Below are 22,224 nucleotides of genomic sequence, written 5' to 3'. Positions count from 1 at the left end.
CCGACCGAACGCGTAACCCACCGGGAGATCACATGTCCGCGACGCCAGACCTCACTCCGACCGAGATCGACGCCCTGATCGCGACGATGGACGAGGCGGCCGACGCCTACATAAGCGGCCGCGCCCGGGACTACTTCCGGCTGATCCGGCAGGCCGAGGACTTCACCCTGATGCCGCCCTACGGCGGGGAGACCCGGCGCTACGAACCGGTCACGGACGAGGGGATCGCCGACACGGAGCGCTACTTTCCGTCAGGTGAAGCGACACTCCAGGTCGAGCAGACGTACGCGTCCGGCGAGCTGGTCGTGATCGTCGCCGTCGAACGGCAGCACGGCGTGCTCGACGGCCGCCCGGACCAGGATCTGTCGCTGCGCGTCACCCTCGTCTTCCGGCGCATCGCCGACGGCTGGGAGCTCGCGCACCGGCATGCCGATCCCCTGGTCCGCCCGATCTCGATCGACCACCTCGCCGCACTCGCGCGCGGTCTGGACGAGTAGCGCCCCGGGTCAGCCGGCGCGGTCCGCGGGCGCACCCAGGGCCGAGAGCACCCGGCCGAGCACCTCGTCCACCGGTCCCAGTCCGTCGACCTCGCGGAGCAGCCCGCGATCACGATAGATCGCGATCAGCGGCTCGGTCTGCTCGGCGTATGTCCGCAGCCGGACCCGGATCGTCTCGGCCTTGTCATCGGCCCGGCCCTCGATCTCGGCCCGCTTCAGCAGCCGGGACACCACCTCCTCGGTGTCGGCGACCAGCGAGACGACCGCGTCCAGGCCGGTGCCGGACTCGGCGAGCAGGGCGTCCAGCGTCGCCACCTGGCCGGCCGTCCGGGGGTAGCCGTCGAGCAGGAAGCCGTCCGCACAGTCCGGCTCGGCGAGGCGGTCCGCGACGATCCGGTTGGTGATCTCGTCGCTGACGTAGCCGCCGGAGGCCATGATCTCGCGCACTTGCCGGGCCAGCGGCGTGTCAGCGGTCTTCATCGCCCGGAACATGTCACCGGTCGAGATGACCGAGATGCCGATCCGCTCGGCGATCAGCGTGGCCTGGGTTCCCTTGCCGGCGCCCGGCGGGCCGACGATCAGCAGGCGCATCAGCTCGCCCTCGCCAGCAGGTGGCGCTCGTCGGGCCCCTGATAGAGCGACAGCGGCCGGATCAAGGCGTTTGACTCCAGCTGCTCCAGGACGTGTGCGGTCCAGCCGGCGATCCGCGCGGCCACGAAGATCGGCGTGAAGGTCAGCGTGTCGAAACCCATCAGGTGATAGGCGGGTCCGGACGGGTAGTCCAGGTTGGGCTTGATGTCCTTGCGCCGGGTCATCGCCTGCTCGAGCCCCTGATAGAGCTCGAGCACGTCCGGCCGGTCGTAGTAGTCGATCAGCCTCAGCAGAGCTGCGTACATGGTCGGCACCCGCGAGTCACCGTTCTTGTAGACCCGGTGGCCGAAGCCCATGATCTTGCGCCGCTCGGCGAGTGCCCGGGCCAGCCAGTCCTCCGCCCTGGCCGCGGCGTCGTCGCCGAACCCGATCTCATCGAAGGTGTGCAGCACCGCCTCGTTGGCCCCACCGTGCAGGGGACCCTTCAATGCGCCGATCGCTCCCGTCACCGCGGAGTAGTAGTCCGACAGGGTCGAGCTGATCACCCGAGCGGTGAACGTCGAGGCGTTGAACGAGTGCTCGGCATACAAGATCAACGACACCCGGAATGCGTCCACGACGACCTCGTCGGGAACCTCGCCGAAGGTCATCCACAAGAAGTTGGCCGCGAAGTCCAGGTCGGCGCGGGGCGCGATCAGCCCTTCGCCGCGCCGGCGCCGCTGGTCATAGGCAACGATGCCGGGGGTCAGCGCGAACAGGCCGACCGCCTTGTCCAGGTTGGCCTCTCGCGACGAGTCGTCAGCCGTCGGGTCGAGCGCACCGTACGCGCTCACGGCCGTCCGCAGTACGTCCATCGGGTGCGCGTTCAGCGGCAGCTCGTCGATCACGATCTTGATCGCGTCGGGCATCGCACGCCCGGCCCGTTCCTGATCGCTGAAGTGGGCCAGCTGCGATGCCGTCGGCAGCTCGCCGTGCCAGAGCAGCCAGGTGACCTCCTCTACCGAGGCTGCGGCGGCGAGCTCCTGCACCGGATATCCGCGATAGAGCAGGGAGTTCGTCTCCGGGTTCACCTTGGAGATCGCGGTCGTGTCGACGACCACGCCGGCGAGGCCCTTGCGGATCTCCGGCACCGGCCGTACGTCGGTGGGGGTTTGGGTCATGTCGCTCCTTTGCGGGAATCGGTCGGGGGAATGATCAGGTGTTGATGTGATCGTCGAGGGTGAAGCTGAAGACGTCGGAGTCGAAGCGGGAGTAGCCCTCGTAGTCGAGCAGCTCGTACAGCTCGGCCCGGGTCTGCATCCGGGGGACCTCGGCCTTCAGCGAGCCGTCGGCGCGCAGGGTGTCGAGTGCCCGCATCGCTGCCCCCATGGCGATCCGGAGCAACGAGACCGGATAGATCACGAGGTTGACGCCGATCTCGCGGAGCTGGTCGGCACCGAACAGCTCGCTCTTGCCGAACTCGGTCATGTTCGCCAGCACGGGTACGTCGAGTGCGGCCCGGACAGCAGCGAACTCGGACAGATCGCGCATCGCCTCGGGAAAGATCGCGTCGGCCCCGGCATCGACCAGCTGCCGGGCCCGATCGATCGCAGCGTCCAGCCCCTCCACCGCCCTGATGTCGGTCCGGGCCATGATCACCAGATCCGGGTCCCGGCGCGCGTCGGCCGCGGCCCGGATCCGCTGCAGTGCGGTCCCGGTGTCGACCACGGACTTGCCGTCCAGATGCCCACATCGCTTGGGATTCACCTGGTCCTCGATGTGCAGCGCGGCGACGCCGGCATCCTCGAAGGTCTGCACGCTGCGAGCCACGTTCATCGACTCGCCGAAGCCGGTGTCCGCATCGACGAGCACCGGAAGGTCGGTCATCCGGGCGATCTGCGCCGCTCGGGCGGCGACCTCGGTCAGCGTGGTCAGCCCGATGTCGGGCAGGCCGAGCTCGGCCGAGAGCACGGCACCGGAGATGTAGACGCCGTCGAAGCCCTTGCGCTCGATCAGCCTTGCGGACAAGGGATTGAACGCACCCGGGAACTGGAGCAACTCGCCCGACGCCAGTGCGGCGCGCAGCCGGCTCCGCTTCTCCGGGGGTGTGATCGCGCTGTACAGCATCAGAACAGCCCGCTCGGCGCCGGCACCGCGTCCAGCACGCCCGGCGGTGCGGTGACGGTCAGCTCGGCGACACCGTGGGCGTCGAGTTCGGGCAACTGTTGCGCAAGGGCGAGGAAACGCTCGATCTCCGCCTCGGCCAGCACGCCGTCGGCCAGGCTGCGGAACTTGGCCACGTACTGCTCCCGGCCGAAGGGTCGCGCCCCGAGCGGATGCGCGTCGGCCACCGCGATCTCGTCGGTGAGCGTCGACCCGTCGGTGAAGGTGACCACCACCCGGCCGCCGAACGCCTTCTCGTCGGGGTCGATCGAGTGATAGCGGCGGGTCCACTCCGCGTCCTCCCGGGTGGTGATCTTGCACCACAGCAGGTGGGTGTCCGGTCGGGCAGCCCGGCCGGGAGCGTAACTGTCGACGTGATGCCATCGCCCGTCCTGCAGGGCGACCGCGAAGATGTAGGGGATGGAGTGGTCCAGGGTCTCGCGGGATGCGCTCGGATCGTACTTTTCCGGGTCACCGGAGCCGGAACCGATCACGTGGTGGGTGTGGTGCGAGGTGTGGATCACGATCGAGACGACCTGGGCCGGATCGGACACCCGCGGATCGGTGCGCCGCATCCGCCGGGCCAGATCGATCAGCGCCTGCGCCTGATACTCCGCGGAGTGCTCCTTGGTGTAGGTGTCGAGGATCGCCCGCTTGGCCTCGCCCGCGGACGGCAGCACGACCTCGTACGCCTCCTCGGGGCCGTCCAGCAGCCAGGCGATCACTCCGTCCTCGCCCTCGTAGATCGGTGACGGGCTGGTCTGACCGCGCATCGCGCGGTCGACCGCCTCGACGGCCAGCTTCCCGGCGAGCGCAGGCGCGGACGCCTTCCAGGTCGAGATCTCGCCCTTCCGCGACTGACGGGTGGCTGTCGTGGTGTGCAACGCCTGACCGATGGCCTGATAGATCACCTCGGTGTCCAGGCCGAGTAGCGTGCCGATCCCGGCCGCCGCCGACGGTCCCAGGTGAGCGACGTGGTCGATCTTGTGCTTGTGCAGGCTGATCGCCTTCACCAGGTCGACCTGGATCTCGTAGCCGGTCGCGATCCCCCGGACGACCTCCGCGCCGCCGCAGCCCAGGTGCTGGGCGACGGCCAGGATCGGCGGGATGTTGTCGCCGGGATGGGAGTACTCCGCGGCCAGGAAGGTGTCGTGGAAGTCCAGCTCACGGACGGCGGTGCCGTTCGCCCAGGCAGCCCACTCCGGCGACACGCGTACGTCGGCGCCGAGCCCGAAAACGGTCGCACCCCGGCCGCCGGTCGAGGGCGGGTGTGCCAGCGCCTGCGCGCGGGCGGCGACCACCGGATCGCGGCTCAGCGACGCGGTCGCCACCGCGGCGTTGTCGATCACCCGGTTGATCACCATCGCCGTCACCTCGTCGCTGACCGGCACCGGGTCGGCCGCGACCTCGGCGATCTGCCAGGCCAGCTGCTCCTTGCGGGGCAGGCCTTCGGCCGATGAGTGGACGCGAACGAGGTGGGTCTGCACGGTTGTTTCTCCTTCTGTCTTGGTGCTATCGGGTCGGGCTCAGGCGACCTGTCCGCCGCGGAGGTGGCGTTCCACCGTGGCGACGAAGTGGGTCTTGCTCTTGTGGAGGTGGACGTGGGTGGCGTGCGCCGCCAGGCCGGCGTCTCCGGCGGCGATCGCCTCGACGATCAGCAGGTGTTCGCGGGAGGCCTCGACCAGCCGGTCGGGGTCGTGCCGGGCCAGCCGCCGGATCCGGGCCAGGTGCGTCCGGACGTTGACCAGCGCTGCGGTGAGATAGGCGTTCTCGACCGCGTCGTCGATCGCCTCGTCGAACTCGGCCACCAAGTCGTAGTAGCGGGGCAGCCCGAGCTCGCCGAGCCGCACCAGCTCCGGCGCGGCCCGGAATCGCTCGGCGAGCGCCAGGAAGACCCGCTTGTTGCCCCGCAGCGCCGCCAGTCGCGCGGCCTGGTCCTCCAGAGCCAGCCGGAGCTCGTAGAGCTGGTTGACGCGGTCGACGGACAGCTCGGTGACCACCAGGCCGCGAGCAGTCTGTGCCACCACGAGGCCGTCGTTGACCAGCCGGCTGAACGCCTCGCGGACGGGGGTCCGGGAGACGCCGAGCCGTTCCGCCTGCTCGACCTCGGCCAGCACGGTGTTCGGCGCGAGCTCGCCGTCGAGGATCTCCTCGCGCAGCTGCCGATACGCCCGATCGCTCGCTCGCACTGGGACCTCCTCGATGACGCGGCGGGCATCAATGTATACATCCAGACAAGCTCCGCGCAATGTGACGAAGGTCCCTTGCCGATCTGGCGCCTCTGTGTATACATTCTCGGCCAACCTGTGAGGCACGGCACTCGACGAGGAGAACGACATGGTCCACAGTCCAGGCAGCTATCAGCGGACGTACCACGCCAGTCTGGAGGACCCGGAGGCGTTCTGGCTGGCCGCCGCGGAGGCCGTCGACTGGGACGTCTGCCCGTCCCGCGCCCTGGACGAGAGCCGCGCGCCGCTCTACTCCTGGTTCCCCGACGGCCGGCTGAACACCTGTGTCAACGCCGTCGACCGGCACGTTGCCGCCGGCCGCGGGCAGCAGCCGGCGGTCGTCTTCGACTCGGCCATGACCGGCGTCCGGGGACGCTGGACGTACGTCGAGCTGCTCGAGCGGGTGAGCCGCTTCGCCGGTGTGCTGCGCGCGGCGGGAGTCGAGCGGGGCGACCGGGTGGTGATCTATCTGCCGATGATTCCGGAAGCGATCGTCGCCATGCTCGGCTGCGCCCGGATCGGCGCCGTGCACTCGGTCGTCTTCGGCGGCTTCGCGGCGCGGGAGCTGGCGGCCCGGATGGAGGACGCGAGGCCGGTCGCGCTGATCACCGCCTCGGGCGGGATCGAGCCGACCCGGGCGGTGGAGTACCTGCCGATCGTGGCCGACGCGCTGGCGCTGACCACCGGCACGATCCGGACCGTGATCGTCAAGGATCGCCCCGAGGTGGCCGGCTCCGCGGCGGACTTCGCCGCCAGCGGCGACGTGGCCTGGTTGGACTGGGACGCGGCCTACGCCGACGCCGGCCCGGCCGAACCGGTCAGCCTTCGCGCGACCGACCCGCTGTACATCCTCTACACCTCCGGCACGACGGCGAATCCCAAGGGGATCGTCCGCGACAACGGCGGACACGCCGTCGCGCTCGCCTGGAGCATGGCCAACATCTACGACGTCGGCCCGGGCGAGGTGATGTGGGCGGCCTCCGACGTGGGCTGGGTCGTCGGCCACTCCTACATCGTGTACGCGCCGCTGCTGGCCGGGGCGACCACGGTCATCTACGAGGGCAAGCCGACCGGCACGCCGGACGCGGGTGCGTTCTGGCGGGTGGTCGACGAGCACCGGGTGAAGGTGCTGTTCACGGCGCCGACCGCGCTGCGTGCCATCCGCCGGGAGGATCCGGACCTGAGTCATCTGGCCGGCCACGACGTGAGCGGACTGGACGCGCTGTTCCTCGCCGGCGAACGACTCGATCCGGAGACCTTCGCGTGGGCCGATGCGGGCCTGCACTGCCCCATCGTGGACCACTGGTGGCAGACCGAGACGGGCTGGGCGATCGCGGCCAACCCGCGCGGGATCGAGCCACTACCGATCAAACCCGGCTCACCCAGCGTGCCCGTCCCCGGATACCGGGTAGAGGTCGTGGACAGCAAGGGTCGCCCACGACCGGCCGGCACCGAGGGCAACATCGTGATCCGGCTGCCGCTGCCCCCGGGTTCGCTGTCCGGCCTGTGGGCGGGCGATGACGCCTATCGCAACGCCTACCTGACTGCATTTCCGGGCTACTACGCCACCGGTGACTCCGGCCACCTCGACGAAGACGGCTACCTGTCGGTGATGGGCCGCACCGACGACGTGATCAACGTCGCCGGCCACCGGCTGTCCACCGGCCAGCTCGAGGAGGCCCTCGGACACCACCCGGCCGTCGCCGAGGCCGCCGTGATCGGGGTCAAGGACGCGCTCAAGGGGCAGCGGGCGAGCGGCTTCGTCACCCTCAAGCACGGCGTTCGGATCGACGAGACGATCCTGCGCGCCGAACTGGTGAAACTCGTGCGTGATCATGTCGGTCCGGTGGCCGCTTTCAAGGACGTCGTGGTGCTGCAGCGTTTGCCGAAGACGCGATCTGGCAAGATTCTCCGCAAGACCATGCGTCAGATCGTCGACGGCGAGCCCGTCAGAGTCCCCCCAACGATCGAGGAGCCGGCGGTCATCGACGATCTCGTCGCCGCTGTCCGACGTCAGCATCATGACCTGCCGGCCGGTGTGTAGCCAGGTCACGTCTCGTCCGTTCGTGTCAGCTCAGAACCGCATCGCCCAACCACGGCAAGGAGGCCGCGTGTCAGAGATCAGCTCCCCACCGAGCACCGGTGGGATCGACTACATCGCCGTCCAACGATCGAGCGAGTTCACCCACCTGCGGACCAAACGCCGCGGCTTCGTGCTGCCTGTGACCGCGGCCGCGCTTGCCTGGTTCGGGCTGTACGTGATCTTGGGGACCTACTTCTCCGACTTCATGGCCACCCCGGTCTTCGGCCACGTCAACATCGGGTTGCTGCTCGGCCTGGCCCAGTTCGCCACGACGTTCGCGGTCACGATGATCTACGTCCGCTACGCCAACCGGGTGCTCGATCCGCCGGCCACCGCGCTCCGTACCGAGCTGGAGGAGCAGGCCGGAACGTCGCAGGGAGGTGCGGCATGAGCGAGAACAACCCCGTCCTCAACATCGCGATCTTCGTCCTGTTCGTCGGGGTGACGCTCGTCGTCGTGCTACGGGCCAGCCGCAACAACAAGACGGCGGCCGACTACTACGCCGGCGGCCGGTCCTTCACCGGCGGTCAGAACGGCTCCGCGATCGCGGGCGACTACCTGTCGGCCGCGTCCTTCCTCGGTATCACCGGGGCGATCGCCGTCAACGGCTACGACGGCTTCCTGTACTCGATCGGGTTCCTGGTGGCCTGGATCGTCGCCCTGCTGCTGGTCGCCGAGCTGATGCGCAACACCGGCAAGTTCACCATGGCCGACGTGTTGTCCTTCCGGCTGCGGCAGCGCCCGGTCCGGATGGCCGCGGCGATCTCCACCCTGGCAGTCAGCTTCTTCTACCTGCTGGCCCAGATGGCCGGCGCCGGCGCGCTGGTCTCCCTCTTGCTCGGGGTCAGCGGCCGGGTCGGCCAGTCCATCGTCATCGTGGTGGTCGGTGCGCTGATGATCTTGTACGTCCTCGTCGGCGGGATGAAGGGCACCACCTGGGTGCAGATCATCAAGGCCGTGCTGTTGATCACCGGCGCCGGCGTGATGACCTTCTGGGTGCTGGCGCTGAACGGCTTCAGCCTGAACCAGCTGCTGGACCAGGCCGTCCAGGTCGCTGGTGCCGACGTGCTCAAGCCCGGCAAGCAGTACGGCGCCAACCCGCTCGACTTCATCTCGCTCGGCCTCGCGCTGGTGCTCGGCACGGCCGGGCTGCCGCACGTGCTGATGCGCTTCTACACCGTGCCCACCGCCAAGGAGGCGCGCAAGAGCGTGGTCTGGGCGATCTGGCTGATCGGGCTGTTCTATCTGTTCACCCTCGTGCTTGGGTACGGGGCGATCTCACTGGTCGGCAGCGACACCATCCTGGCCGCACCGGGCGGGGTGAACTCGGCCGCACCGCTGCTCGCGCTGAGGTTGGGCGGCCCGATCCTGCTCGGGATCATCTCGGCAGTGGCGTTCGCGACCATCCTGGCCGTGGTGGCCGGACTGACCATCACGGCTGCCGCCTCGTTCGCGCACGACATCTACGGCAGCGTGATCAAGAAGGGCAAGGCCGATCCGGCCATGGAGGTCAAGGTCGGCCGGATCACCGTCGTGGCCATCGGCGCGGGCGCCATCCTCGGCGGGGTCGGCGTGCAGGGGCAGAACGTCGCCTTTCTCGTCGCGCTCGCCTTCGCCGTGGCCGCGAGCGCGAACCTGCCGACGATCCTGTACTCGCTCTACTGGAAGCGGTTCACCACCCGGGGCGCGGTCGCCAGCATGTACGGCGGCCTGATCAGCGCGGTGCTGCTGATCGTCTTCTCGCCAGTGTTCTCCGGCAAGAAGACGTCCGTCTTCGGGCCCGACGTCGACTTCGCGATCTTCCCGCTGAACAATCCGGGCATCGTGTCGATCCCGCTGGCCTTCTTCCTCGGCTGGCTGTTCTCGATCATCCCGTCGAAGACACCGGAGAGCGCCGAGCTCGCCGCCGAGATGGAGGTCCGCTCGATGACCGGCTTCGGCGCCGAGAAGGCGGTCAGCCACTAGCGCCGCGTCAGCCGATCCCCGGAAGTGGGCGCAGACGACACGTCATGCCGCGTCAATCTGCGCCTGCGCCCACTATCCGGGCCGAGCGGTCCTCAGCGTGCGCTCGTCAGGCGAGACCCTTCTGCTTCAGCCAGTCCCCTGCCACCTGGTCGGGATCCTGGTGGTCGTCGATCACGGCCTTGTCCAGCGCCACCAGGTCGTCGGTGGTGAGCGCGGCCTGGACCGCGTTCATCGCGTCGACCGCGGTCTGGTTGGATGCCACCTCCGAGCGCACCAGCGGGACGACGTTCTGCGGCAGGATCAGCGACTTCGGATCCTCCAGCTTCACGTAGCCGTTGTCCGCGATCGCGCTGTCGGTGGTGAAGAACGTGGCGACCTGGATCTTGCCGGCGTTCAGGTCGGCGACCTTGACCGGCAACTTGTCGTAGGGCTGGAAGGCCTTGAACTTGACGCCGTACACCTTCTCCAGGCCGGTCGGCCCGTACGGCCGGTCTTCCAGCTCGGACGGACCGCCCAGCGTCGAGCTGGACGCGATCTTGGACAGGTCGGGGATTGAGGTGATCCCGTTCTTGGTCGACGTGTCCTTGGTCACCACGTAGACGTCCTGATCGACCGCGGCCGACTTGTTCAGGACCTTCAGGTCGCTCGGCAGCGCCTTCGGCAGCGCCGCCTCGACCTCTTCGGCGGTGCTCGCCGTCGCGTTCTTGTCGAAGTAGAGCAGCAGGTTGCCGGTGTATTCCGGGACCACCGAGATCGACTTGTCCTGCAACGCCTTGATGTAGACCTCGCGAGCGCCGATGGCGTGCTTGGTCGACACGTCGAGGCCCTTAGCCTTCATGGCCTGGGCGTACAGCTCCGCGATGATCTGCGACTCCTCGAACCCGGCGGAGCCGACCACGATCGGGCCTGACGACCCGGAAGCCGAGCCTCCGGCCGACGGGGAGCCGGACCCCTCGGCCAGCGGATTGGAGCCGCCGCCGCACGCTGCGGTGAGCAGGAGGGCGGCGAGGCCGATACCGACGCCCGCGAGGCGCTTGCTGAGTTTCATGACGACTCCCGTCTGGAGGGGCTAATCCCTAGTCGACGACCAGGTTAGGTAGGTTGCGGCTGCCTGCGCACCCGCGTCTTGGCTCGTGGATGGGTCTTGCGCGCGGCGAACCAGCCGAGCAGGCCGAGGGCGAGATCGAAGAAGATGGCGAGTGCTGCGACCAGCACGGCTCCGGCGAACATCTGTGAGTAGTTCTGGGTGGCCTGCCCGCTGATCAGTAGCTGGCCGAGGCCGCCACCGGCGGCGAACCCGGCAACGGTGGCCGTGGCCACCACCTGCAGGGTCGCGACGCGTAGGCCGGAGATCACCAGCGGGAGGGCCAGCGGCCACTCGACCTTGCCGACGATCTGGCCGCCGGTCATGCCAAGCGCTCGCGCTGCGTGCACCGCCTCGTGGTCGGCGTTCTGGATGCCGACGGCGGTTCCGGTGAGGATCGACGGGAGGGCGAGAATCGCCAACACCCCGATGATCGGCCCCGAGCTGGTGCCGAGGGCCAGCACGGCCAGCACCAGCAGACCCAGGCTGGGGATCGCCCGGGCGGAGTTGCTGACGCCGACGACCAGATACGAACCACGGCCGGTGTGACCGACCACGATGCCGACCGGGATGGCGATCACCGCGGCGATCAGGACGGCCGCGATCGTGTAGTAGAGGTGCTGGAGCAGGAGCTTGGTGATGATGCCGTTCGGACCCCAGTTGGCAGGATCCAGCAGATAGCTGAACAGGCTCATGCTGCCCGCCTTCCCCGCGCCCACGGCAGGGTGCCCCGCTGGATCAGCAGGATGATGCCGTCGGCGACCAGGGCGAGCAGCAGGCTGAGCACCAGGCCGACGATGATCGGGGTGTAGAAGTCGCTCGACAGGCCGCGATCGAACAGCTGGCCGAGCGCTCCGCTGCCGACCACCGCCGCCACGCTGACCAGCGCGATGTTGGAGACGGTGACGACCCGGAGACCGGCGAAGATCACCGGCATCGCGATCGGCAGCTCGACCCCGAACAGCCGGCGGAGCCAGCCGTAGCCCATCGCCGCGGCGGACTGGTTCACGGTGGCCGGAACCGAGCGCAACCCGTCGACCACGCTGCGCACCAGCAGCGCGCTGGAGTAGACGGCCAGGGCGGCGGCCACGTTGACGGGGTTCAGGATCTTGGTGCCGAGGATCAGCGGCATCGCCACGAACAGTGCGAGCGAGGGGATCGCATAGATGACGCCGATCAGGGCGAGCAGCACATTGGCGGCGCGGCCGGTCTTGTGCACCAGATAGCCCAGCGGCAACGACACGATGAACGCCAGCAGCACCGGAACGATGGACAGCACGATGTGCTGCCCCAGCAGACTGAGGATGAGGTCGGCGTTGCGTCGAATCCAGGCCCAGTCGAGATTCATCGTGCGTCCGGTTCGTCCGCCGCGCGCTCGTCGGCCTCGAGCAGCTGGTCGGCGGGCGCTCGCTCGACCTCGTCCGCGCCCTCGGGTGGTACGTCGGTGGTCGGGGCCGCCTCGTCGGACGGGCCGTCGCCCTCCAGCGGTTCGGCCGCCGTCCCGGTGGAGTTCGCAGCCTCCTCCGCCGTAGCCGTGTCGTGCACCGCGGGTGTCTCATCCGCCCGCGTCTCGTCGGCCGGTCTCTCGTCGGCCGGTCTCTCGTCCGCCGGAGTCTCGTCAACCGGAGCGTCGTCCGCCTGAGCCGCCTCCACCGGGGTCGCCCCCGCCGGGGTCGCCCCCTCCGGGGCCGCCGCCGCCGGGGTCCCGGTCGTCGGGTCGTCCAGCGCGGCACGCGCCTCGGTCACCTGGGCCAGGATGTCGTCGGCGCTGACGACCCCGACGTACCGCCCGGTGTCGCGGCTGACAGCGACCGCGAGCCCGACCGGGGAGGTGAGCGCGGAGTCCAGCGCCACCCGCAACGTGTCGACCTGCGGATCGAACAGAGCGCCCATCCGCAGCACATGACCGCCGCGGGCCGGGTCGATCCAGCCCTGCGGTGCAGCGTCGCCGTCGAGCAACAGCACCGGGCCCTCGTTGCCGGCGCCCGAGGCGTCGCGGACGACCCGGACCGAGCCGAGCTCGACCGCCGAGGCGGGCATGAAGGAGAGCGCGCGATAGCCGCGGTCCTTGCCGACGAAGCCCTCGACGAACGCGTCCGCCGGTCGCTCCAGCAGCTCCTGTGGCGCTCCGGCCTGGGCGAGTCGTCCGCCGACCCGCAGGATCGCCACCTGGTCCCCCAGCTTGATCGCCTCGTCGATGTCGTGGGTGATCAGGATGATGGTCTTGCTCAGCTGGCGCTGCAGGCCCAGGAAGAACTCGTGCAGCTCGCCGCGCACCACCGGGTCGACCGCGGAGAACGGCTCGTCCATCAGCATCACCAGCGGATCCGCGGCCAGTGCCCGGGCCACCCCGACGCGCTGCTGCTGGCCGCCGGACAGCTGGGCCGGATAGCGCTCGCCGAGCTTGCGATCGAGCCCGACGGCGTCCAGCAACTCCCTGCTACGGGAGCGGATCTTGGTCTTGTCCCAGCCGAGCAGGCCTGGCACGGTGCCGATGTTCTCCAGCACCGTCCGGTGCGGGAACAGACCTCCGGACTGGATCACATAGCCCATCTGGCGGCGCAGCGTGGTCCGCCGCCTGGACTTGAGCGGCTCGCCGTCCCAGACGATCCGGCCGGAGCTGGGCTCGAGCATCCGGTTGACCATCCGCAGCGTGGTGGTCTTGCCGCAGCCCGACGGTCCGACGAAGACGGTGATCTTGCCGGACGGCACGACCAGGCTGAGGTCCGACACGGCATGCGTGCCGTCCCGATAGGTCTTGCTCACGGATTCGAACTCGATCACGTGCCGTCCCCTGCACCTCGCGCCGGCGCATTCGGCGCCGACTCGTTCCCCACGACCCTAACCAGACATACAGACAGTTCACGGCGACTCCCCGTTTCAAACGGGCTGTCGGCGCCAGCGTCTAGGGTGTGAGCACGCCTGGCGGACAGACCACCGGGCGAGGAGGTCTGCCCGTGTTGGTCGTCCCCGTCGTGGTCGCGCTGGCCGTATCGGTGGTCGGTGTCGCCCTGTTCGCGCGCGCGGTCGCGGCGATCGTCGGCGTGGTCAGGCTGGGTCAGCCGCTGCCGGGCCGGCGTGACCGCCCGGGCGATCGCTGGAAGCACATGCTCGCCGAGACGCTCGCGCACACCCGGATGCGGCAGTGGAATGCGATCGGCATCGCCCACTGGTTCGTCTTCATCGCCTTCGGGGCGCTGTTCTTCACCCTGATCACGGCTTACGGGCAGCTGTTCGACCCGACCTTTGCGTTGCCGATCATCGGCCACTGGGTGGTGTACGAGTGGCTGGCCGAGCTGATCGCCTGGGCGGGTCTGGTCTGCATCCTGTTCCTGATGGTGACCCGGGCGCGAAAGGGCACCGCCCGGGCCTCCCGCTTCTTCGGCTCGCGCACCTGGCAGGCGGTCTACGTCGAGTTCACCATTCTCGGCATCGTGCTCTGCGTCCTGTTCCTCCGCGCGATGGAATATCAGCTGCTCGGGGACGAGACCAGCCGCTGGCACTTCCCGTTCACCTGGTTCCTGCTGCCGCAGGGGATCGCCGCGGCGAGCCTCGAGGCCGGCATCGTGGTGCTCGCCGCGGTGAAGATCGTCATCTCGATGGCCTGGTTCGCGGTGCTCGGGCTGAACCTGACCATGGGTGTGGCCTGGCACCGGTTCACCGTCTGGCCGAACATCTGGTTCAAGCGCGAGTCGTCGGGCCGCCCGGCGCTGGGTGCGCTGCAACCGATCACGGTCGACGGCCAGCCGCTCGACTTCGCCGAGATCGAGGACCTCGACGCCGACGCCGCGCTGGGCGTCGGCAAGCTGGAGGACTTCACCTGGAAGGGTCTGCTGGACTTCACCAGTTGCACCGAGTGCGGCCGTTGCCAGAGCCAGTGTCCCGCGTGGAACACCGACAAGCCGCTGTCACCGAAGCTGCTGGTGATGGGCCTGCGCGAGCACGCGTACGCCAAGGCGCCGTATCTGCAGGCGGCCGAGACGGCCCGGGCGACGCTGCCGCAGTCGGTTCGCGACGAGGCCGCTCGGCCGCTGGTCGGGCCGATCCAGGTGGAGAACGGGTCGGCGGGGGTGATCGACCCCGACGTCTTGTGGTCCTGTACGACCTGTGGCGCCTGCGTCCAGCAGTGCCCGGTCGACATCGAGCACGTCGATCACATCATGGACATGCGCCGGTTCCAGGTGCTGATGGAGTCGGAGTTCCCGTCGGAGCTGAACGGTTTGTTCAAAGGCCTGGAGAACAAGGGAAACCCGTGGAACTCCAACCCGCGGCAACGGCTGGACTGGGCGAAGTCGCTGACGTTCGACGTGCCCGTGGTCGGTGAGGACGTCGAGGACCTGAGCGAGGTCGAGTACCTGTTCTGGGTCGGCTGTGCCGGCGCCTACGAGGACCGCGCGAAGAAGACCACCCAGGCCGTCGCCGAACTGCTGCATACCGCTGGCGTCCGGTTCGCGGTGCTCGGCCGCGGCGAGACCTGTACGGGCGACCCGGCGAGACGCGCCGGCAACGAGTTCGTCTTCCAGCAGCTGGCGATGGAGAACGCCGAGACGCTCAAGGAGGCCGGCGCCACCAAGGTCGTGGTGACCTGCGCGCACTGCCTCAACGCGCTGAAGAACGAATACCCGCAGCTCGGCGTGGAACTGGAGGTGGTGCATCACACCCAGCTGCTGAACCGCCTGGTCAGGGACGGAAAGCTGACACCGGTGGCGGCACCCGACGCGGGCGTCGGCGGACGGACGATCACCTACCACGACCCGTGCTACCTGGGCCGGCACAACCAGGTGTACGACCCGCCGCGCGATCTGCTCGGCGCCCTGCCCGGCACTCGCCTCACCGAGATGCCGAGGCATCGCGAGCGCTCCTTCTGCTGCGGCGCGGGTGGGGCGCGGATGTGGATGGAGGAGCGGATCGGGACCCGGATCAACGCCAACCGCACCGACGAGGCGCTGGCCACCGGAGCCGACACCATCGCCACCGGTTGCCCGTTCTGCCGGGTGATGCTGTCCGACGGGCTGACCGCCAGGCAGGCCGACGGCAGCGCTGCCGAGACGACCGAGGTGCTCGATGTCGCCCAATTGCTGCTGGAGTCGGTGCGGCGCGGCTCGAGCTGACCCTCGCCCCACCCTCTCGCCGGCGGCAGCCGGGCCCGCGCCAACCCCGGGTCTCACGTGGCCCATGCACGCGGTGGCCGTGCACCCCTGTCCCGCGCACCCCGGTGCACGTCAGGCAGGGCAGCCACACCGCCCAACCGCTTCCGGCGGCCGAAGTCCCAGCGAGACGCCTAGCCCACGGCGGGCACCCAGCCCCGTGCACGTGGCCCAGCCCCCGTGCGTGGCCCAGCCCCCGTGCGGGCGACCAGCCCACGTGCGCGCCGCCCAGCCCACAACGCGACCGAAGCCGTACTTCGCGCATCCAACTGCGACTTCGCTCACCTCCGCCGGTGAGCGAAGTCGCGTTTCAGCGCGCGAAGTCGGAGACGGCGACGTCGGAGGCGGGCCCGCTATCGCTCGGCGGCGCGGCCGCATCGCGTACGAGACTGGGCTAGCTCGTGGCCGCCATGGTCGTTGGCGCCGCTCAGTGGGCGCCCCCATCCCTCACGTGAAACCAGCCGTTCCGCATGCCCACTTCGCGCATCGCGGCGCGACTTCGCTCGCCGTCGCCGATGAGCGAAGTCGCGTTTCGGCGCGCGAAGTCGCTGACCGGACGCGTCGGCAGGCGATCCATTGCGGTAGGCCCGCCATCGAACCAGGACAGTGGACCCCGGGGGCCCGCCCAACGTCTGCCTCCCACTTCGCGCGGCCCAGCGCTACTTCGCTCGCCGTCGAAGGCGAGCGAGGTCGCCGTTCGACGCGCGAGGTGGTGGTCTGTTCTGAAGGATCAAGTGTGTCGAGTCGCGCATCGAATCCGGAGGCCCGCCAGGAGCGATCAGCAAGCGGCCGGCTACTGCGCGAGCCAAGGTGGATCGACGACAACCCCGAGCGATTCCGACTTCTTCGACGCCGCAAATGGGCCCCGACGGTTCATCTACCGACATGGTGAAGAACGGGCGGCCAATCCCGGAACGCTGTCCCCGGCGACCAGCATCGAGGCCCAAAGAGGGGCGAGTGTGTCCCATCGGCAACCGATCAGTGCGCCGCTGCGGCGGCGACACGCGACAGCCCAATGCGCTACCTGAACAAATCTGACGCCACACAGTGTTGATACTGACGTCACGTGATGTCACACTGATGTCATGAACCTCGACAGCTACGTGGACACCGTCCGCAACGGAGTGACCAACGCCGCCGCGCTTGCCGACGAGCAGACCCAGTCGATCGCCGCGCGGCTCGGCGCGACCATCGACTCCTCCGCCCGCCTCGCCCTGATCGAGGCCCTGTCCGACGCGGCCGGCGTGATCAGCGCCGATCTCGCCCCGGGCTCGGTGGAGCTCCGGATGGCGGGCGCCGACCCGCAGTTCGTGGTCACCGCGGCACCGCTCAGCGGTGAGCCGACGATGCTGCTGCCCGATCAGGAGCAGGACGACATGCCGACCGAGTCGTTCCCCGAGTCGACCGAGGACGAGCCCGTGGCCCGGATCAGCCTCCGGCTGCCGGCGTCGGTGAAGACCCGGGTCGACGAACTCGCGGACGAGGCCGGCATTTCGACCAATGCGTGGCTGGTCAGGGCGATCACCAACGCAATCGAGTCCCCGCGCGACGGCGTGCCGCAGCCGCCGAACGCGCCGCGGCCGCCGGACTTCGGTGGCATCTTCGGTCCCAACGGGCCGTTCGGCCAGCACGGCGTGTTCGGCCCGAGCGGGCCGTTCGGCGACCGCCGCGGCCGCCAGCAGCGAGACGACGTTCGGCGGATGGCGCGCGAGCAGGGCTGGAAGTCGGCTCACGGCGTCCAGGGGTGGGTCAAGTGAGCGCGCACTCCTTCGTCTTCGAAGGTGTCCGCCGGATCAACCTGGTCAACTTCGGTGACGGTTCGATCGTCGTCGAGGCAGGTCCGAACGAGCAGGCCGTCGAGGGCACGATCAGCGCCGCGGAGGACGTGATCGACGCCGTGGAGATCCGGCAGGACAACGACCAGCTGCGGATCGAGGCGCCGGTGCGGGGCTGGCGCGCGCTGCCGGTCCACCTGCGGCTGGGCGTTCCGCCGGGGCTGGATTATGCGATCACCTCGGGCGGCGCCGACATCCGGATCGGCACCGAGGCGGGCCGGGTCCGGGCCAAGTCGGGGTCGGGCGACATCACGCTCGACGTCACCCACGACGTGCAGGTCACCAGCGGCAGCGGCGACATCTCCATCGCGGCCGTGCGCGGCGAGTCGGCCAGCGTCGGGAGCGGGTCGGGAGACGTCCAGATCGGTGAGGCATTCTGCCCGCTGATCGCCAAGTCCGGCTCGGGTGACGTCACCGTGCACACCCTGCACAGCACCCAGCTCCGGGCGAGTTCCGGCTCCGGCGACATCTCGGTTCCCTCCACCCGCGGGTCGCTGGACCTCCGGTCGGCCTCCGGGGCGATCGTGGTCGGTGTCGCCGACAAGCTGCCGGCCTGGCTGGATCTGCACTCGGTCAGCGGCGACGTACGGATCGCGATGGATGCGACCGACGCCCCGGGCCAGGGCGAGCCGTTCGTCTCGATCAAAGCACGGACCGCCTCCGGCGACATCGCCGTCTACCGGGCCTGACGAGAAGTCCCCGCCGCGTGCTCAGATCTGGGTGCGGTGGAAGTTCAGGTGGGACCGGCTCGGGGTCGGGCCGCGCTGACCCTGGTAGTGCGAGCCGTAGACCGCCGACCCGTACGGGTGCTCGGCCGGTGAGGACAGCCGGAAGAAGCAGAGCTGGCCGATCTTCATCCCCGGCCACAGCTTGATCGGCAGGGTGGCCACATTGGAGAGCTCCAGCGTGACGTGCCCCGAGAAGCCCGGATCGATGAAGCCGGCGGTGGCGTGGGTCAGCAGGCCGAGCCGCCCGAGGGAGGACTTGCCCTCCACCCGGGCGGCGACGTCGTCGGGAAGCGTGACGACCTCGTAGATCGACCCGAGGGCGAACTCGCCCGGATGCAGGATGAACGGCTCGTCGTCGCTCGGTTCCACCGGACGGGTGAGCTCGGACTGGTCCTCGGCGGGGTCGATGTGCGGATAGCGGTGGTTCTCGAAGACCCGGAAGTAGCGGTCCAGCCGTACGTCGATGCTGGACGGCTGGACCAGCTCGGGGGTGTACGGCTCCAGCCCGATCCGACCGGACTCCACCTCGCGCTTGATGTCGCGGTCCGAAAGGAGCATGGGGAGAATCTAGTGGGACTCCGCGCGGCCGGGTCAGGCCGGGATCGCCTCGGCCACGAGCGCCGCCTCGGCCGGCGTCGGGGAGAGCAGCCGGCGACGGTGCACGGCGAACAGGGAGAGACCGATGCCGAAGGTCAGCAGTTCACTGATCGTCATCGACCAGATCACCCCGGTCAGACCGAACACGGCGTTCCCGATCAGCAGCACGGGGATCAGCAGCAGACCCTGGGCCACCGCCATGATGGTCGCCGGGAGCGCCTGACCGGTCGCCTGGAACAGCGTGATGACCAGTCCGGTGAAGCCGTTGAACAGGGCGGACACCAGCATCGCGGTGAGGATCAAGACCCCGACGCCGCTGACATCGGGGCTGTCGGTGAACAGCGTGAAGACGCTGCCGCGGAAGAGGAACACCGGGGTGGCGAACACCGCCACGATGGCGGCGATCCACAACGCGCTCTGGCCGATTGCGCCGCGGAGCCGATCGGTCGCCCGGGCGCCGTACGAGGCCGCGAGCAGCGGCAATGCGCCCATGAACACGCCCATGGCGAGCATCTCGGGCAGCTGCACGATCCGCAGGGCGACACCGAACGCGGCGAGCACGCCGTCTCCGTAGGCCACGGCGACGTTGTTGAGAAGCAGCGAGCTCAGCACCAGGAAGCCGCTCATCAGCAGCTCGGAAAGGCCGACCCCGAAGACCTCCTTTGCGGTGGCGAGATCAGGTCGGAACCAGCGCACGCCGATTCGGATCACCGCGCTGCGCCGCCACAGGTGCCAGACGAAATAGCCGATGGTGACCAGGTTGGACGCCACGGTGGCGAGACCGGCTCCGGCGACACCCCAACCGAGCAGGAGGATGAAGAGCACGTCGAAGACCAGGTTGGCGACGGTCGAGGCGATGATGCCGATCATCGAGGCCTTGGTGGCGCCCTCGGCCCGGACCAGCTGCTCCATGGCGAACGCCAGCACCAGCACGGGCGCGCCGGCAAAGAGGAGCCCGACGTACAGGGCCGTTGGAGCGGCCGCGCTCGCATCCGCCCCGAGCAGGCCGACGATCGGCCCGAGGAACAGCAGACCGGCGGCGGCCACGGCGACCCCGGCGATGACCGAGCCCCAAACGGTGAACGCGCTGAGCCGCTTGATCCGGGCCCGGATCGGTTCGGCGCCGTTCGCATCGGTCGTCTCCAGCTCGCCGAGCAGCCGCGACACCGCGGTCCCGCCGCCGGTCCCGAAGACCCCGCCGACGGCCATCAGCAGCGCGAACACCGGCAGACCGAAGGTGAGCGCGGCCAGCAGCGCGGTGGAATGTAGCGAGCCGATGAAGCCGGCATTGACGATGTTGTAGCCGACGCCGACCGAGACGGCCGCCATCATCGGGATGCAGAGGTGGATCAGCGCGCGCCCGATCGGGGCGTGCTGGAGGTAGTAACGGTCGTCGTGTGCGGACATGGCGACCCTCCTTTCAGAGTCGGGGAGTCCTCGTCGGACTCGATTTCGGGCGCGCGACAGCCCCGGTCGGCGGTGGTGCGCATGAGTTGTCTGTCAGCGATATCGGGCGTACGAACGCCCGGCGGGTCAGGAGGACGCGGCCAGGTGCCGGTCCAGCCTGCTCAGCAGTGCGATCAGGGTGCGACGTTCCTCGTCGGTGAAGCAGTCGATCCTCGACTCGATCGCACCCCAGGTCCGCTGCTCGAAGCCCTTGACCAAGGCCCGCGCCTTGTCGGTCACGTGCAGGGTCTTGCGCCGCGAGTCGGACGGATCCGTCCGCCGTTCGAGCCAGCCGTCGCGTTCGAGTCCCTGCAGCAGGCTCGACACGCTCGCCGGCCTGGTGCCGGTGATCTCCGCTACGTCGCGCTGGATGATCCCCCGGTCCTCGTTGGCCTCGATGTAGCCGACGATCCGGGCTTGATGCGGCGTCAGGCCGCCGAAGTCGGTCTCGGTGCCGATCTCCATGGTCTGACGCAGTCTCACCGCGACCCGGCCCAGCAGCTCCGAGACCGTGGGCTGGCCACGTGACTCATCCATAGCTCGAGACTAGTAGTTAGGTATCTAACTGTCAAGGTTCTAACTGTTAGGAACCTCACCATCGTCGGGTCAGTCGCGGCGGATCTCCAGCCAGTGGTCGCCGAACGAGACGATGCTGCCGGGCTCGACCGTGATCGCCTCGCCGGGTGCGCACCGGCGGGACACTCCGCTGACCGTGGTGACGGTGGATCCGTTGGTCGAGCCGCGATCGACGACGTAGAGGCCGGCACTGCCGATCCCGAGCTCCAGGTGGGACTTCGAGACCGTACGCGTGGTGTCGGCGATCTTGATCAGGGCCGCGTGCTCCTCGCCGGGGCGCGGCTGCGGGTTGCGGCCGAGCAGCACGAGCCCCTCGATCTCCAGCTCGCGGCCGTCGTCCAGCACCGCACGCCAGCGCCAGCGCCCACCGCTCGCCTCCTGCGCACCGGCCGCGGCGCCGGTCGCGGGCGGCGCAGCGGACCCCTGTGACCACGGACGATCCGGCGACTGGATCGGTGGCTGCTTGCCGCCGCCGAGAGGTGCGGCGGGGACGTACGCGCCCGGCCGGGTCGGCCCGGTCGGCGAGACCGCCACACCGGCCGGCGGTGGCGACGGCTCTGCCTGTCGCGCCGGCGGCCGGCTCGGGGGTGCCCCTGGCGGCGGCGGCGTCAGCGAGGGCGGCGGCGTCAGTGAGGGCGGCGTCAGCGAGGGCGGCGTCAGGGGCGGCGGGGCAAGCGGCGACATGACCTGCGGCGGTGGGGTCGGTGCCGGCGGTGCCGGCTGCGGCGGCTGGGCCGAAACCGGCGGGGTCGGATAGCCGCTCGCCGCCGCGTCCCTCTCCGGCTTGGCCGGCATGGCGTGGCGGGCCTGGCCGCGCAGCCGAGCGCCCTGGCGCTCGCGAATGACGACCGAGTTCACCGCGAGATCGTGCCAGCCCTGCCGCCGCGGCTGGCGGACCAGGAAGATCACCATCAGCAACAGCCCGATCCCCGTCAGGGCCAGACCGGTCAGGATCAGTTGGCGGAGCAGGAAACGCCCCCAGCCGATCGGGCGTCCGTTGGACAGGCCGACGAGTTCGAGGTGCATCAGGCGCATCCCGGGACCGGCACCCCGGACAGCGAACATCCACCACACCAGGACGGCCCAGCCGAGGAGGAGGACGAACGTCACCCACCCGACGGCCGTCGGCGCCAGGTTCGTGCGGAGGATCACCACACCGCCCAGCAGCGAGATCACCACCGGGACGACGTTGTCGATCAGATAGGCGACGAACCGGGTGCCGAGCGGACCCGGCGCGACGCCGGGCGGCAGCCCGGCGATGCGTGCCGGTGCGGCTTGGTCTGCCATCAGGCTCCTCGTCCCCCT

At 69.4% G+C, this 22,224-nt stretch carries 20 protein-coding genes; 7 read left to right on the top strand and 13 right to left on the bottom strand.

Annotated elements, in window-relative coordinates; all coding sequences use genetic code 11:
• Window positions 1–32 precede the first annotated feature (32 nt).
• On the top strand, window positions 33–497 hold the full coding sequence (locus ABD747_RS22450) for a nuclear transport factor 2 family protein (RefSeq protein ID WP_344808850.1): 465 nt from the start codon (window positions 33–35) through the stop codon (window positions 495–497).
• 9 nt (window positions 498–506) lie between these two features.
• Here the strand turns inward: ABD747_RS22450 and ABD747_RS22445 are convergent, their stop codons facing one another.
• From ABD747_RS22445 to ABD747_RS22425, 5 genes are read right to left on the bottom strand one after another with little or no spacing between them, the layout of a single operon-like run.
• Window positions 507–1,088: an adenylate kinase gene (locus ABD747_RS22445; RefSeq protein WP_344808848.1), complete on the bottom strand. Its 582-nt coding sequence runs from the start codon at window positions 1,086–1,088 to the stop codon at window positions 507–509.
• Entirely contained in the window at window positions 1,088–2,248 is a 1,161-nt protein-coding gene (locus ABD747_RS22440; protein ID WP_344808846.1) for a bifunctional 2-methylcitrate synthase/citrate synthase, read from the bottom strand. The genes ABD747_RS22445 and ABD747_RS22440 overlap by 1 nt, the downstream gene beginning before the upstream one ends.
• Before the next feature lie 34 nt (window positions 2,249–2,282).
• Window positions 2,283–3,194: a methylisocitrate lyase gene (gene prpB / locus ABD747_RS22435; RefSeq protein ID WP_344808844.1), complete on the bottom strand. Its 912-nt coding sequence runs from the start codon at window positions 3,192–3,194 to the stop codon at window positions 2,283–2,285.
• Window positions 3,194–4,717, bottom strand: coding sequence for an MmgE/PrpD family protein (locus tag ABD747_RS22430; RefSeq protein ID WP_344808842.1), 1,524 nt, complete (start codon window positions 4,715–4,717; stop codon window positions 3,194–3,196). The genes prpB and ABD747_RS22430 overlap by 1 nt, the downstream gene beginning before the upstream one ends.
• A gap of 39 nt (window positions 4,718–4,756) precedes the next feature.
• Entirely contained in the window at window positions 4,757–5,419 is a 663-nt protein-coding gene (locus ABD747_RS22425) for a GntR family transcriptional regulator (protein ID WP_344808840.1), read from the bottom strand.
• A 148-nt stretch (window positions 5,420–5,567) separates the two neighbouring features.
• On the opposite strand from ABD747_RS22425, the gene ABD747_RS22420 reads away from it, so the two are divergent.
• The 3 genes from ABD747_RS22420 to ABD747_RS22410 all read left to right on the top strand — a co-directional run bounded on the left by ABD747_RS22420 (window position 5,568) and on the right by ABD747_RS22410 (window position 9,506).
• On the top strand, window positions 5,568–7,502 hold the full coding sequence (locus ABD747_RS22420; RefSeq protein WP_344808838.1) for an AMP-binding protein: 1,935 nt from the start codon (window positions 5,568–5,570) through the stop codon (window positions 7,500–7,502).
• Window positions 7,503–7,569: 67 nt separating this feature from the next.
• Window positions 7,570–7,932 (top strand): DUF485 domain-containing protein, encoded by a 363-nt coding sequence (locus tag ABD747_RS22415; RefSeq protein WP_344808835.1) that lies wholly within the window; start codon window positions 7,570–7,572, stop codon window positions 7,930–7,932.
• Window positions 7,929–9,506 (top strand): solute symporter family protein, encoded by a 1,578-nt coding sequence (locus tag ABD747_RS22410; RefSeq protein ID WP_344808833.1) that lies wholly within the window; start codon window positions 7,929–7,931, stop codon window positions 9,504–9,506. The genes ABD747_RS22415 and ABD747_RS22410 overlap by 4 nt, the downstream gene beginning before the upstream one ends.
• Window positions 9,507–9,612: 106 nt before the next feature.
• Here the strand turns inward: ABD747_RS22410 and ABD747_RS22405 are convergent, their stop codons facing one another.
• The 4 genes from ABD747_RS22405 to ABD747_RS22390 are packed head-to-tail and all read right to left on the bottom strand — an operon-like array spanning window position 9,613 to window position 13,374.
• On the bottom strand, window positions 9,613–10,554 hold the full coding sequence (locus tag ABD747_RS22405) for an ABC transporter substrate-binding protein (RefSeq protein WP_344808831.1): 942 nt from the start codon (window positions 10,552–10,554) through the stop codon (window positions 9,613–9,615).
• Window positions 10,555–10,598: 44 nt separating this feature from the next.
• A complete protein-coding gene (locus tag ABD747_RS22400; RefSeq protein WP_344808829.1) occupies window positions 10,599–11,285 on the bottom strand; it encodes an ABC transporter permease in 687 nt (228 codons plus the stop codon).
• Window positions 11,282–11,938, bottom strand: coding sequence for an ABC transporter permease (locus tag ABD747_RS22395; protein ID WP_344808827.1), 657 nt, complete (start codon window positions 11,936–11,938; stop codon window positions 11,282–11,284). The genes ABD747_RS22400 and ABD747_RS22395 overlap by 4 nt, the downstream gene beginning before the upstream one ends.
• Window positions 11,935–13,374 carry an ABC transporter ATP-binding protein gene (locus ABD747_RS22390; RefSeq protein ID WP_344808825.1) on the bottom strand — a complete coding sequence of 480 codons (1,440 nt, stop codon included), beginning with the start codon at window positions 13,372–13,374 and terminating at the stop codon, window positions 11,935–11,937. Before ABD747_RS22390 ends, ABD747_RS22395 begins: the two co-directional genes overlap by 4 nt.
• Window positions 13,375–13,547: 173 nt before the next feature.
• On the opposite strand from ABD747_RS22390, the gene ABD747_RS22385 reads away from it, so the two are divergent.
• From ABD747_RS22385 to ABD747_RS22375, 3 genes are all read left to right on the top strand, one after another.
• A complete protein-coding gene (locus tag ABD747_RS22385) occupies window positions 13,548–15,701 on the top strand; it encodes a (Fe-S)-binding protein (RefSeq protein WP_344808823.1) in 2,154 nt (717 codons plus the stop codon).
• Between the two features lie 1,121 nt (window positions 15,702–16,822).
• Entirely contained in the window at window positions 16,823–17,494 is a 672-nt protein-coding gene (locus tag ABD747_RS22380) for a hypothetical protein (RefSeq protein ID WP_344808821.1), read from the top strand.
• The gene (locus tag ABD747_RS22375; RefSeq protein ID WP_344808819.1) at window positions 17,491–18,261 is read left to right on the top strand and encodes a DUF4097 family beta strand repeat-containing protein; all 771 of its coding nucleotides are present in this window, start codon (window positions 17,491–17,493) and stop codon (window positions 18,259–18,261) included. The genes ABD747_RS22380 and ABD747_RS22375 overlap by 4 nt, the downstream gene beginning before the upstream one ends.
• A gap of 21 nt (window positions 18,262–18,282) precedes the next feature.
• On the opposite strand, the gene dcd is transcribed toward ABD747_RS22375, so the two are convergent.
• The 4 genes from dcd to ABD747_RS22355 form a co-directional block, all read right to left on the bottom strand.
• Window positions 18,283–18,858: a dCTP deaminase gene (gene dcd, locus ABD747_RS22370; protein ID WP_344808817.1), complete on the bottom strand. Its 576-nt coding sequence runs from the start codon at window positions 18,856–18,858 to the stop codon at window positions 18,283–18,285.
• Window positions 18,859–18,891: 33 nt separating this feature from the next.
• Entirely contained in the window at window positions 18,892–20,304 is a 1,413-nt protein-coding gene (locus ABD747_RS22365; protein WP_344808816.1) for an MATE family efflux transporter, read from the bottom strand.
• 126 nt (window positions 20,305–20,430) lie between these two features.
• Complete coding sequence (locus ABD747_RS22360; RefSeq protein WP_344808814.1) at window positions 20,431–20,880, bottom strand: MarR family winged helix-turn-helix transcriptional regulator; 450 nt, start codon at window positions 20,878–20,880, stop codon at window positions 20,431–20,433.
• Between the two features lie 69 nt (window positions 20,881–20,949).
• Window positions 20,950–22,206: an RDD family protein gene (locus ABD747_RS22355; RefSeq protein ID WP_344808812.1), complete on the bottom strand. Its 1,257-nt coding sequence runs from the start codon at window positions 22,204–22,206 to the stop codon at window positions 20,950–20,952.
• Between the last annotated feature and the right edge of the window lie 18 nt (window positions 22,207–22,224).

Origin of the sequence: Microlunatus ginsengisoli (assembly GCF_039537205.1) — a bacterium.
Lineage (GTDB): Bacteria > Actinomycetota > Actinomycetes > Propionibacteriales > Propionibacteriaceae > Microlunatus > Microlunatus ginsengisoli.
The sequence above is the reverse complement of the archived record's forward strand: the minus strand, read 5'-3'. Positions and strand labels throughout refer to the sequence as shown.